The sequence below is a fragment of the Enterobacter sp. 296B2 genome (assembly GCF_034106185.1).
In the GTDB taxonomy this organism is placed as follows: Bacteria; Pseudomonadota; Gammaproteobacteria; order Enterobacterales; family Enterobacteriaceae; genus Enterobacter; species Enterobacter cloacae_N.
The window spans coordinates 88,037-100,344 of the sequence record NZ_JAWNCA010000002.1 but is presented as its reverse complement, the minus strand read 5'-3'; the positions used below and the strand labels follow the sequence as shown (position 1 = coordinate 100,344).

Below are 12,308 nucleotides of genomic sequence, written 5' to 3'. Positions count from 1 at the left end.
GGCAATCATTTCTGTTGCCAATCCATACGAAATGTAAATGTTAGCGGAGTGACATTTCACTCCGCTCAAAAGGAGGGGATTACTGCGCGGCGGGTTGGATATCGTGAATGCGGATAAAGCCTAACTGCTCAGGCGTAAGGCCGCTTAACTGAAGCGGAATATCCACATCGCTGGGCGCTAACACGCTGGCCGGAGCGGTGAACAGCTGATTCTTCACATTCACCTCCTGGTAATTCTCCGTGGTGCCCTGGATCTGTCCCCATTCGACGGTACCGCTAAAGGCTGGCAGCGGATCGTTAGATTCGCCATGAATACGCAATGTTGCGCGCGTACCATCCGCATTCGCCGCCACGTTCACCAGCGACATTTTCAGCGTGCCAATCTGGCTGTTGAGCAGAGCAGGCGTGTTTGCCCCCGGCAGCAGGTACACCCCGCTGCTGGATTTGGCGTTCAGCGCGTTTTGCTGGGTGATCTTCACCGTTTCTTTGTTCAGTTTGTCCATCGCCGTGTTGAGCGTATTCACGCTTTGTTTCATCTGACGAACTTCGGTTTGCTGTGCACAGGCACTGAGGGTGAAGAGGCTCCCCACCAGTAAAATTCTCAGGTAACGTCTTGTCATAGCGTTTATTTCCTTGAAATAACGGATCCCCATAATGGTAGCCAGCAACGCGTCGCCAGACATAGATCCTTTGTCTCAAAAAAGCTCTTCCTTTGTTGTCAGGCCAGATCAGGGTAAAATGAAAATCAGTTAACCAGATAACAGGGATACCGTATGCATTGCCCATTCTGCTCCGCTGTGGATACCAAAGTCATCGACTCTCGTCTTGTGGGCGAAGGGTCTTCAGTGCGCCGTCGTCGGCAGTGTCTGGTGTGCAACGAGCGTTTCACGACCTTTGAGGTTGCAGAGCTGGTAATGCCGCGCGTGGTAAAAAGTAACGACGTGCGCGAGCCGTTTAACGAAGAGAAACTGCGCAGCGGGATGCTGAAGGCCCTCGAAAAACGGCCCGTCAGCGCGGATGACGTCGAAATGGCGCTAAACCACATTAAATCTTACCTGCGTGGCCTTGGCGAGCGTGAAGTGCCGAGCAAAATGATCGGCAACCTGGTGATGGAGCAGCTGAAAAAGCTCGATAAGGTCGCCTATATCCGCTTCGCCTCGGTCTACCGCAGCTTCGAAGACATCAAAGAGTTCGGCGAAGAGATCGCCCGCTTACAGGATTAAGCTCATGCAGGATGAGATGTACATGGCGCGCGCCATGAAGCTGGCGCAGCGCGGTCGTTTTACCACCCATCCCAACCCGAACGTCGGGTGCGTTATCGTGAAAGATGGCGAGATCGTGGGGGAGGGGTTTCACTATCGCGCAGGCGAGCCGCATGCGGAGGTTCATGCGCTGCGCATGGCCGGCGAGAAGGCGCGCGGCGCCACCGCCTATGTGACGCTGGAGCCCTGCAGCCATCACGGGCGTACGCCGCCGTGCTGTGAAGCGCTGATTGCTGCGGGCGTTTCACGCGTGGTCGCATCGATGCAGGACCCGAATCCGCAGGTGGCCGGACGCGGCCTGTATCGCCTGCAGCAGGAAGGGATTGACGTCAGCCATGGGCTGATGATGCAGGACGCCGAAGCCCTCAACAAAGGCTTCCTGAAGCGCATGCGCACAGGGTTCCCGTATATTCAGCTCAAGCTGGGCGCCTCGCTGGACGGCCGTACGGCGATGGCAAACGGCGAAAGCCAGTGGGTAACTTCGCCACAGGCAAGGCGCGATGTGCAACGTCTGCGCGCGCAAAGCCATGCTATCCTCACCAGCAGTGAAACGGTCCTGGCTGACGATCCGGCCATGACCGTGCGCTGGGATGAACTGAATGCCGATACCCAGGCGCTTTATCCGCAGGAGAACCTGCGTCAGCCGCTGCGTATTGTTATTGATAGCCAGAACCGCGTAACGCCGCAGCACCGCATCGTCCAGCAGCCGGGTGAAACCTGGATTGCGCGCACGAGGGAAGATACGCGCGACTGGCCGGAAGGCGTGCGCAGCGTTATGGTGCCGGAGCATAACGGGCATCTGGATCTGGTGGTGCTGATGATGCTGCTCGGCAAGCAGCAGGTGAACAGCATCTGGGTCGAAGCTGGCCCGACGCTTGCCGGCGCGCTGCTTCAGGCGGGGCTGGTGGATGAACTGCTCGTCTACGTTGCACCTAAACTGTTAGGTCACGACGCGCGCGGCTTGTTTGTGCTGCCCGGCCTTGAAAAACTGGCCGACGCACCGCAACTTACATTCAGCGAGATTCGTCCGGTGGGTCCGGATGTCTGCCTCCATTTAACGACAGCGTAATTGCTCCCGAAATAGGGAAGCAGTGCGCAAAGTATTATGATAAAATCCGCCCCCCTGCGGGGCCAAATGAACCCGTAAAGGAAGAGTATGAACATTATTGAAGCTGCTGTAGCTACCCCGGACGCTCGCGTCGCCATCACCATTGCGCGTTTCAACAACTTCATCAACGACAGCCTGCTGGAAGGTGCGATTGACGCCCTGAAACGTATCGGCCAGGTTAAAGATGACAACATTACCGTTGTTTGGGTTCCAGGCGCTTATGAACTGCCACTGGCGGCGGGCGCGCTGGCGAAAACCGGTAAATACGACGCGGTGATTGCGCTGGGTACTGTTATTCGTGGCGGCACTGCGCACTTCGAATACGTTGCGGGCGGTGCAAGCAACGGTCTGGCACACGTTGCGCAGGATGCTGAAATTCCTGTCGCGTTCGGCGTGCTGACCACCGAAAGTATTGAACAAGCCATCGAACGTGCTGGCACCAAAGCCGGTAACAAAGGTGCAGAAGCTGCACTGACCGCGCTTGAAATGATCAATGTATTGAAAGCCATCAAGGCCTGATTTTTTTGTAAGGGGAATTCCGTGAAACCTGCTGCTCGTCGCCGCGCCCGTGAATGTGCCGTCCAGGCACTTTACTCCTGGCAGTTGTCCCAGAACGACATCGCTGATGTTGAATACCAGTTCCTGTCAGAACAGGACGTGAAAGACGTTGACGTTCTGTACTTCCGTGAACTGCTGTCGGGAGTGGCGACTAATAGCGCGTATCTCGATGGCCTGATGAAGCCATACCTATCCCGTCTGCTCGAAGAGCTGGGCCAGGTGGAAAAAGCAGTGTTGCGTATCGCGCTGTTTGAGCTGTCTAAACGTGATGATGTCCCGTACAAAGTGGCCATCAACGAAGCGATCGAACTGGCGAAAACCTTCGGCGCTGAAGACAGCCACAAGTTTGTTAACGGCGTACTTGATAAAGCAGCACCTGCGATCCGTCCCCACAAAAAGTGATCCGCAAACCGGAGTCCTGCATTGCCTGACGGGCAGTGCGGCTCCGGTTTTTTCTTTTATTTGCTGAGGCATAACGTATGGCATGCGGCGAATTCTCCCTGATTGCCCGTTATTTCGACCGTGTCAGAACCTCTCGTCTTGATGTTGAAACCGGCATTGGCGATGACTGTGCACTTCTCAATATTCCTGAAAAGCAGACGCTGGCAATCAGCACCGACACCCTGGTGTGCGGACGTCATTTCCTGCCCGATATCGATCCTGCCGATCTGGCGTATAAAGCCCTGGCGGTGAACGTCAGCGATCTGGCGGCGATGGGGGCCGATCCTGCCTGGCTGACGCTGGCTCTGACGCTACCAGAGGTGGATGAAGTCTGGCTGGAAGCCTTTAGCGATGCGCTGTTTGAGCAGTTGAACTACTACGATATGCAGCTGATTGGCGGCGATACCACTGCCGGGCCGCTGTCTATGACGCTGGCGATCCACGGCTATGTGCCGCTCGGTCGCGCGCTGAAGCGCTCGGGCGCTAAACCGGGCGACTGGATCTATGTGACCGGTACGCCGGGAGATAGCGCGGCAGGGCTGGCGATCCTTCAGGATCGCTTAACCGTGAAGGACGCTGACGATGCGGCATATCTGGTGAAACGCCACCTGCGCCCAACGCCGCGCATTCTGCACGGTCAGGCACTGCGAGAGCGGGCCAGCTCGGCTATCGATCTCTCTGACGGGCTGATCTCAGACCTCGGGCATATCCTGAAGGCCAGCGGCGTAGGCGCGCGCGTTGACCTGGATCTCTTCCCGCTGTCTGAGCAACTGCTTCGCCATGTAGAGCCTGAGCAGGCGCTGCGCTGGGCGCTGTCCGGTGGCGAAGATTATGAGCTGTGCTTTACCGTTCCGGAGCTGAACCGCGGAACGCTCGACGTGGCATTAGCGCACCTCGGCGCGAAATTTACCTGTATCGGTCAGATCATGCCGGAGAGTGAAGGGCTGAAGTTTGTGAAAGACGGTGCGCCCGTTACGCTGGACTGGAAAGGGTACGATCACTTCGCGTGAGTTTGTGCCTCTGTATTGCCGGGTGGCGGCTACGCCTTACCCGGCCTACGGATTAGAGGGTTAGGGTGAGGGCTTATTTAAACCCCACCACCGGATGCTGCTGATACGGCGTTTCCAGCTCGGCAACCTGCTCCGGCGTAAGCGTGATATCAACCGCATTCAGCAGCTCATCCAGCTGTTCTTCCCGCGATGTGCCGATAATCGGTGCCGCAACCCCGCGCTTGCCCAACAGCCAAGCCAGCGCCACCTGCGCGCGGGTGGCGCCGGTATCATCGGCAATTCCGGCTAACCGTTCGGCAATTAACGCATCGCTGGCTTCGGTACCGGAATAAAGATTTTTTCCCACTTCATCCGATACCAGACGAGCCGTGGTTTCTCCCCACGGGCGGGTTAATCGACCGCGCGCCAGCGGGCTCCACGGGATCACCGCCACGCCTTCCTGATGGCACAGCGGCAGCATCTCGCGTTCTTCTTCCCGGTAGATCAGGTTGTAGTGATCCTGCATGGTGACAAAGCGCGCCCATCCATGCTTCGCCTGGAGATCCAGCGCCTGAGCAAACTGCGACGCGTGCATAGACGACGCGCCGATATAGCGTGCCTTACCAGCTTTCACCACGTCGTTGAGCGCCTCAAGCGTCTCCTCGATCGGCGTGTTGTAATCCCAGCGGTGAATTTGCAGCAGGTCGACGTAATCCATGTTCAGGCGTCTGAGGCTGTCATCAATGGAGCGCAGGATCTGCGCGCGAGACAGGCCCTCAGCCAGGTCGCCCACTGGATAGTAGACCTTGGTGGCAACGACGATGTCATCCCGGCGGGCAAAATCGCGCAGGGCGCGGCCGACAATCTCCTCGCTGCTGCCGTCGGAGTAGCTGTTGGCGGTGTCAAAGAAGTTAATGCCGCCCTCGATGGCGCGTTTGATTATCGGGCGGCTGCTCTCTTCCGGCAGCGTCCAGGCGTGATTTCCCCGATCCGGCTCGCCAAAGGTCATGCAGCCCAGGCAAAGCCGGGAAACGCTAAGGTCGGTTTTTCCTAATGTTGTGTATTGCACGGTTCCGCTCCTGCTGTTTTAAACATGAGGTTTAAGCATAGCAGGAGCGGAAAAGGGGGAGGGGTTATGCCAGCCAGCTGCGGATTTTGGCTTCGATACCGGCAGCGTCCAGGCCAATCGCCGCGCGCGCTTCGTCCTGGGTGCCTTGCGGAATGAAGTAGTCCGGCAGGCCGAGGTTCAGCACAGGAACGGCCTTACGGTTTGCCATCAGCACCTCATTCACGCCGCTGCCCGCGCCGCCCATAATGGCGTTTTCTTCCAGCGTGACCAGCACGTCGTGCGTCTCAGCCATATTCAGGATCAGGGACTCATCCAGCGGCTTCACAAAGCGCATGTCCACCAGGGTAGCGTTCAGCGTTTCAGCCGCTTTCGCCGCCTCCGGCATCAGCGTGCCGAAGTTCAGGATCGCCACTTTCTCACCGCGACGCTTCACCAGACCTTTACCGATCGGCAGTTTTTCCAGCGGCAGCAGCTCGACGCCCACTGCATTGCCGCGCGGGTAGCGAACCGCGCTTGGGCCATCCTGATAGTGGTAGCCGGTAAACAGCATCTGACGACATTCGTTCTCGTCGCTTGGCGTCATGACAACCATATCCGGGATACAGCGCAGGAAGGAGAGATCGAACGCGCCCTGGTGCGTCTGGCCGTCGGCACCGACGATGCCCGCGCGGTCGATAGCAAACAGCACCGGCAGCTTCTGGATGGCCACGTCGTGGATAACCTGATCGTAGGCGCGCTGCAGGAAGGTGGAATAGATAGCGACAACCGGCTTGTAGCCGCCAATCGCCAGGCCAGCTGCAAACGTCACCGCATGCTGCTCGGCAATAGCAACGTCGAAATACTGGTCAGGGTATTTTCTGGAGAACTCCACCATGCCGGAGCCTTCACGCATGGCCGGAGTGATCGCCATCAGCTTGTTGTCTTTCGCTGCGGTTTCGCACAGCCAGTCGCCGAAAATTTTGGAATAGCTCGGCATGCCGCCGCTGCTTTTTGGCAGACAGCCGCTGGACGGATCGAATTTCGGCACCGCGTGGAAGGTGATCGGATCTTTTTCCGCCGGCTCGTAGCCACGCCCTTTTTTGGTCATGATGTGCAGGAACTGCGGGCCTTTCAGGTCGCGCATGTTCTTGAGCGTGGTCACCAGACCCAGCACGTCATGGCCGTCAACCGGGCCAATATAGTTAAAGCCCAGCTCTTCAAACAGGGTGCCCGGTACGACCATACCTTTGATGTGTTCTTCGGTGCGTTTGAGCAACTCTTTAATCGGCGGTACGCCGGAGAAAACTTTTTTGCCGCCTTCGCGCAGCGAGGAGTAGAGCTTGCCTGAAAGCAGCTGCGCAAGATGGTTGTTCAGCGCGCCGACGTTTTCGGAGATCGACATTTCGTTATCGTTAAGGATAACCAGCATGTCCGGCTTGATGTCGCCCGCGTGGTTCATGGCCTCGAAGGCCATACCGGCGGTAATGGCACCGTCGCCAATCACGCAGACGGTGCGGCGCTGCTTGTTCTCTTTTTCGGCGGCAACGGCAATACCGATGCCCGCAGAAATGGAGGTCGAGGAGTGGCCGACGCTCAGTACGTCATACTCGCTCTCTCCGCGCCACGGGAAGGGGTGCAGGCCGCCTTTCTGGCGAATAGTGCCAATTTTATCGCGACGTCCGGTCAGAATTTTGTGCGGATAGGCCTGGTGGCCCACGTCCCAGATAAGCTGATCGAACGGCGTGTTATAGACGTAGTGCAGCGCCACGGTCAGCTCTACCGTGCCAAGCCCGGAGGCGAAATGGCCGCTGGAGCGGCTTACGCTGTCGAGCAGGTAGCGACGCAGCTCGTCGCACAGCTTCGGCAGGCTCTCTTTCGGCAACAGACGTAACTCCTGGGTGGAGTCAACTAACGCCAGTGTCGGGTATTTGGCAATATCAAAACTCATCAAAGGCTCATCGAGATATATTGTTTATTTATTACGCTGGATTATATAGTCCGCTAGCGCTTCCAGTGCCGAGGTATCCAGCGATTGCGCGGCCAGCTCATTCAGCGACCGGCGGGCATCGTCAATCAGATCCCGGGCTTTACGTTGGGCTTGCTCAAGTCCCAGCAGGGCGGGGTAGGTACTTTTGCCAAGCTGCTGGTCGGCACCCTGACGTTTACCCAATGTTGCAGTATCGCCCACCACATCCAGAATGTCATCCTGAACCTGGAATGCCAGACCGATACTTTCTGCGTATCTGTCCAGAATCGGCAGGGCTTTGCGCCCTTGCTCACCCGCGCTCAGCGCGCCCAGGCGAACGGCGGAACGAATAAGCGCGCCCGTCTTATGGCGGTGAATACGCTCCAGCTGTTCCAGATTAACCTGACGTCCTTCCGCTTCAAGATCCAGCGCCTGACCGCCGCACATGCCGGCCACACCGCTGGCCATCGCCAGTTCGGAGATCATCGCCAGGCGGTCGCGGTCGCTTACTTCCGCCATCGGCGCGTCGCTCAGAATGGAGAACGCCAGCGTTTGCAGGGCATCACCCGCCAGAATGGCATTCGCCTCGCCAAACTTAATGTGGCAGGTTGGCTGACCCCGACGCAGATCGTCGTCGTCCATCGCCGGAAGATCGTCGTGAATCAGCGAGTAGGCGTGAATGCACTCAACGGCGGCTGCCGGGGCGTCCAGCGTGTTATCGCTGATACCAAACATATTGCCGGTGGCGTACACCAGAAACGGGCGCAGGCGCTTTCCACCCAAGAGTGCGCCATAGTGCATGGCTTCAACCAGTGGAGTGTTCTGAAAAGGCTGTGGCGCAATAAATCGGCGCAGGGCGTCGTTGGCGCGCACGACGCGCGCCTGAAGCTCGTTGGCAAAATCCATTTACTCGGCGTCCGGTGTGAAAGGCGTGGTTTTCGCCTCTTCGCTGTCGGAGAGCAGGATCTGCACGCGCTGCTCGGCCTGCTGCAGTTTGACCTGCCCCTGGCGCGCCAGCTGCACGCCGCGCTCGAATTCGTTGAGCGCTTCTTCCAGCGGGAGATCGCCGCTCTCAAGACGGGTAACGATTTGCTCCAGTTCACTCAGCGCAGTTTCGAAACTGGCCGGTGCGTCGTTCTTCTTCGGCATAGTGAATTGACTCTTATATTCTCAGCCCCGACATGGTAACGGACTCAGGGCAATTATCAAATAACGCGCAATGTGCACAGGAGCGGCGCGATGGTGGTATACTTGCGCGCCTGGATGCAGCCACGGGTGTGGGCTGCTGTACTCTTTTCCATTACAAGCCTTAATACGCTTGCCTAAGAAACATTGCCGCCATGAAGTTTATCATTAAATTGTTCCCTGAAATCACCATCAAAAGCCAATCTGTGCGTTTGCGCTTTATTAAAATTCTCACCGGGAACATTCGTAACGTATTAAAGCACTACGACGAAACCCTCGCCGTGGTGCGCCACTGGGACCACGTTGAAGTGCGCGCCAAAGACGAAAACAAACGTCAGGATATTCGCGACGCGCTGACCCGTATTCCGGGGATCCACCATATCCTGGAAGTGGAAGATGTTCCGTTCAGCGATATGCACGACATCTTCGAGAAAGCGCTGGTCCAGTACCGCGATCAGATCGAAGGCAAAACCTTCTGCGTGCGCGTGAAGCGTCGCGGCAAGCACGAATTCAGCTCCATTGAAGTGGAACGTTACGTTGGCGGCGGTCTGAACCAGCACGTTGAAACGGCGCGCGTACGTCTGACCAACCCGGACGTGACCGTGAACCTGGAGATCGAAAACGATCGCCTGCTACTGGTGAAAGGGCGCTATGAAGGCATCGGCGGCTTCCCGATTGGCACCCAGGAAGACGTATTGTCCCTGATCTCCGGCGGCTTCGACTCCGGCGTCTCCAGCTATATGCTGATGCGTCGCGGCTGCCGCGTGCACTATTGCTTCTTCAACCTGGGCGGCGCGGCGCACGAAATCGGCGTACGTCAGGTGGCGCATTACCTGTGGAACCGCTTCGGCAGCTCCCACCGCGTGCGTTTTGTGGCGATCAACTTCGAACCTGTGGTCGGTGAAATCCTTGAGAAAGTGGACGACGGCCAGATGGGCGTGGTGCTGAAGCGCATGATGGTGCGTGCGGCGTCCAAAGTGGCGGAACGCTACGGTGTGCAGGCGCTGGTCACCGGCGAAGCGCTGGGCCAGGTCTCCAGCCAGACGCTGACCAACCTGCGTCTGATCGACAACGTCTCTGATACGCTGATCCTGCGTCCGCTGATCTCCCACGATAAAGAGCACATCATCGACCTGGCGCGCGAAATCGGCACCGAAGATTTTGCCCGTACCATGCCGGAATACTGCGGCGTGATCTCAAAAAGCCCGACGGTGAAAGCGGTGAAGGCGAAGATCGAAGCGGAAGAAGAGAATTTCGACTTCAGCATTCTGGAAAAAGTGGTGGCGGAAGCGTCCAACATTGATATCCGCGAGATTGCCCAGCAGACCGAGCAGGAAGTGGTTGAAGTTGAAACCGTGAGCGGTTTCGGCGCTAACGATGCGATTTTGGATATCCGCTCCATTGACGAGCAGGATGACAAGCCGCTGCAGGTGGAAGGCGTGGAGGTGGTTTCGCTGCCGTTCTACAAGCTGAGCACTAAATTTGGCGACCTCGATCAGAGCAAAACGTATCTGCTGTGGTGTGAGCGTGGGGTGATGAGCCGCCTGCAGGCGCTTTATCTGCGCGAGCAGGGCTTTGCGAATGTGAAGGTGTATCGCCCGTAGTGTTTTGTCGGGGAGTGCGGCCTGTTGCCCTCACCCCGACCCTCTCCCACGGGGAGAGGGAGAACACCTATTCGTAATAATTATAAATTCCCGCCGGCATCACCAGCGATGACGCCACTTCGTAGGCCTTCTCGCGTCCGACCAGCAGGTCAATAATCTTTAAGCCAAAATCAATCGCGGTGCCGGGCCCCTGGCTGGTCAGCAGGTTGACGCGCGGGTCCCAGACGACGCGTTTATCCACCCAATGCTCTTCCGGGATGGTGTCCTTCAGCCCCGGGAAGCCGGTCATGTTGCCGATGGGGAAAATGTCGTGCGGAATAAGCACCGTTCCTGCGGCAGCGCAGATTGCCGCGACAATGCGGCCGGATAGATGAAACTGACGCACGGTCTCGACCAGCAGCGGGCTGTCGCGAAAACATTCCGCGCCTTTTAAGCCGCCGGGCAGCACGATGATGTCGTAATCGCCATCAGCAACCTGAACAAGCGGTGCATCTGCCAGAATTTTCACCCCTCGGGAACAGGTGATCGCCAGGCTGCCGTCGCTGGCAACGCTGGCGGTGGTGACCTTAATGCCGCCACGTACCATTAAATCAATGGTGGTGACCGCTTCCATCTCTTCGCTACCAGGGGCGAGGCAGATCAGTGCTGACGCGCTCATATTCACTCTCCTTACGTTTAACCAGGTCATACAGACGGGCGTTTTCCGGCACGGCGATGCCGTGCGCGCGGGCGCGCTTTAGCAGATATCCCGTGATGTAGTCGATTTCCGTGTGGCGTAAGGCCCGAACGTCCTGCAGCATTGAGGAGATGTTCTCAGCCGTACTCTCAATCACTTGCTCGACGTAACAGCGCAAATCCTCTGCTGAGGTGTGCAGGCCTTCTCGCTCAATTACCGACGCGACTTCCGCACACAGGGACGCCACCTCCTGCGGATGGTTTTTCAGCTCACCGTTCGGGCAGTTCCACAGCGCCGTCAGCGGGTTGATCACGCAGTTTACCGCAAGCTTACGCCACAGCTGAGGGTGAATGTTGTTATGCCATGCCACGTCCGGCAAAACCTTCTGCAGCACGTCTGCGAGATAGCTGTAGTCGCCATCCTGTGTCCTGGCCGGGCCGATGTGCGTCACGCCGCTGGCGACATGCACGATAATGTTGCCGTCGCGACGCGCGGCGTGGGTGGTGGTCGCCATCAGCAGAGGCTGCGGGACGCTTTTCAGCTCATCAAGGGTTCCCATACCATTGTGCAGGAGCAGAATGGGGGACGTGGGGGGGAGCTGCGCGGCCAGCGTCTTTACCGCGTCTGAAACCTGCCACGCCTTGAGCGTCACCAGCAGGAGGTCGCTTTGCGCCAGGAAATCAGGATCGTTTGCCGTGAGGGACTCGTTAAAAATGCTTCCGTCTTCACCAATCAGGTTGACACTGCAATAGGGCTGGGGCACGCGCAGCCAGCCCTGAACCTCATGTCCGTGCTTGCGCAGCGCGGTCAGCCACAGCTGACCAAGCGCTCCGCATCCGAGCACCGTAATTTTCATTGTTCCTCCTCACCTGCAACTGCGCCAGGTGTTACAGCTTAATTATACAGCTAAGCTTCTGTTGAGTTATGCCTCGTAGCGGGTATTATGCAACGCAACAAAAGTGAAGGGAGAAGAAAAGATGCCATCTTTCGATATTGTTTCCGAGGTTGATATCCAGGAAGTTCGCAACGGCGTTGAGAACGCAACACGCGAAGTTGAGTCACGTTTCGATTTTCGTGGCGTTGAGGCGTCATTTGAGCTGAACGACGCAAATAAGACCATTAAGGTGCTGAGCGAGTCTGATTTCCAGGTGAATCAGCTGCTCGATATTCTGCGTGCCAAGCTGTTAAAACGCGGCATTGAAGGGACATCTCTGGACGTGCCGGAAGAGTTTGTCCACAGCGGTAAGAACTGGTTTGTGGAAGCCAAACTCAAGCAGGGCATCGAGAGCGCGGTGCAGAAGAAGATCGTTAAGCTCATCAAAGACAGCAAGCTGAAGGTGCAGGCGCAGATCCAGGGCGAAGAAATTCGCGTGACCGGTAAATCCCGCGACGATCTGCAGTCCGTGATGGCGCTGGTGCGCGGCGGCGATCTGGGGCAGCCGTTCCAGTTTAAAAACTTCCGCGATTAAGAC

At 57.5% G+C, this 12,308-nt stretch carries 14 protein-coding genes; 7 read left to right on the top strand and 7 right to left on the bottom strand.

The window, feature by feature from the left end; genetic code table 11:
* Positions 1-79: 79 nt before the first annotated feature.
* Positions 80-619: a DUF3251 domain-containing protein gene (locus tag URZ40_RS02080; protein ID WP_116341803.1), complete on the bottom strand. Its 540-nt coding sequence runs from the start codon at positions 617-619 to the stop codon at positions 80-82.
* 153 nt (positions 620-772) lie between these two features.
* Here URZ40_RS02080 and nrdR point away from each other — a divergent pair, with 153 nt between their 5' ends.
* The 5 genes from nrdR to thiL all read left to right on the top strand — a co-directional run bounded on the left by nrdR (position 773) and on the right by thiL (position 4,378).
* Complete coding sequence (nrdR, locus tag URZ40_RS02075; RefSeq protein ID WP_008503337.1) at positions 773-1,222, top strand: transcriptional regulator NrdR; 450 nt, start codon at positions 773-775, stop codon at positions 1,220-1,222.
* 4 nt (positions 1,223-1,226) lie between these two features.
* A complete protein-coding gene (ribD, locus tag URZ40_RS02070) occupies positions 1,227-2,330 on the top strand; it encodes a bifunctional diaminohydroxyphosphoribosylaminopyrimidine deaminase/5-amino-6-(5-phosphoribosylamino)uracil reductase RibD (RefSeq protein WP_320719684.1) in 1,104 nt (367 codons plus the stop codon).
* 87 nt (positions 2,331-2,417) lie between these two features.
* Positions 2,418-2,888 (top strand): 6,7-dimethyl-8-ribityllumazine synthase, encoded by a 471-nt coding sequence (gene ribE / locus URZ40_RS02065; RefSeq protein ID WP_006176874.1) that lies wholly within the window; start codon positions 2,418-2,420, stop codon positions 2,886-2,888.
* A gap of 21 nt (positions 2,889-2,909) precedes the next feature.
* Positions 2,910-3,329: a transcription antitermination factor NusB gene (nusB, locus tag URZ40_RS02060; RefSeq protein ID WP_006809908.1), complete on the top strand. Its 420-nt coding sequence runs from the start codon at positions 2,910-2,912 to the stop codon at positions 3,327-3,329.
* 77 nt (positions 3,330-3,406) lie between these two features.
* Positions 3,407-4,378 (top strand): thiamine-phosphate kinase, encoded by a 972-nt coding sequence (gene thiL, locus URZ40_RS02055; RefSeq protein ID WP_316380335.1) that lies wholly within the window; start codon positions 3,407-3,409, stop codon positions 4,376-4,378.
* 73 nt (positions 4,379-4,451) lie between these two features.
* Here thiL and URZ40_RS02050 read toward each other — a convergent pair whose 3' ends face one another.
* From URZ40_RS02050 to xseB, 4 genes are all read right to left on the bottom strand, one after another.
* Entirely contained in the window at positions 4,452-5,426 is a 975-nt protein-coding gene (locus URZ40_RS02050) for an aldo/keto reductase (RefSeq protein WP_192983445.1), read from the bottom strand.
* 64 nt (positions 5,427-5,490) lie between these two features.
* Positions 5,491-7,353 (bottom strand): 1-deoxy-D-xylulose-5-phosphate synthase, encoded by a 1,863-nt coding sequence (gene dxs, locus URZ40_RS02045; RefSeq protein WP_116341627.1) that lies wholly within the window; start codon positions 7,351-7,353, stop codon positions 5,491-5,493.
* Positions 7,354-7,377: 24 nt separating this feature from the next.
* Positions 7,378-8,277: a (2E,6E)-farnesyl diphosphate synthase gene (gene ispA / locus URZ40_RS02040; RefSeq protein ID WP_116341625.1), complete on the bottom strand. Its 900-nt coding sequence runs from the start codon at positions 8,275-8,277 to the stop codon at positions 7,378-7,380.
* Positions 8,278-8,520 (bottom strand): exodeoxyribonuclease VII small subunit, encoded by a 243-nt coding sequence (gene xseB / locus URZ40_RS02035; protein ID WP_045909783.1) that lies wholly within the window; start codon positions 8,518-8,520, stop codon positions 8,278-8,280.
* A 191-nt stretch (positions 8,521-8,711) separates the two neighbouring features.
* Between xseB and thiI the strand changes: the two genes are divergently transcribed.
* Complete coding sequence (gene thiI, locus URZ40_RS02030) at positions 8,712-10,160, top strand: tRNA uracil 4-sulfurtransferase ThiI (RefSeq protein ID WP_116341623.1); 1,449 nt, start codon at positions 8,712-8,714, stop codon at positions 10,158-10,160.
* A gap of 67 nt (positions 10,161-10,227) precedes the next feature.
* Here thiI and yajL read toward each other — a convergent pair whose 3' ends face one another.
* Both yajL and panE read right to left on the bottom strand, forming a co-directional pair.
* A complete protein-coding gene (yajL, locus tag URZ40_RS02025; RefSeq protein ID WP_116341621.1) occupies positions 10,228-10,818 on the bottom strand; it encodes a protein deglycase YajL in 591 nt (196 codons plus the stop codon).
* The gene (gene panE, locus URZ40_RS02020; protein WP_316380337.1) at positions 10,781-11,692 is read right to left on the bottom strand and encodes a 2-dehydropantoate 2-reductase; all 912 of its coding nucleotides are present in this window, start codon (positions 11,690-11,692) and stop codon (positions 10,781-10,783) included. The genes yajL and panE overlap by 38 nt, the downstream gene beginning before the upstream one ends.
* Before the next feature lie 121 nt (positions 11,693-11,813).
* Between panE and URZ40_RS02015 the strand changes: the two genes are divergently transcribed.
* Positions 11,814-12,305 carry a YajQ family cyclic di-GMP-binding protein gene (locus URZ40_RS02015; protein ID WP_023334701.1) on the top strand — a complete coding sequence of 164 codons (492 nt, stop codon included), beginning with the start codon at positions 11,814-11,816 and terminating at the stop codon, positions 12,303-12,305.
* The last annotated feature ends 3 nt before the right edge of the window (positions 12,306-12,308 follow it).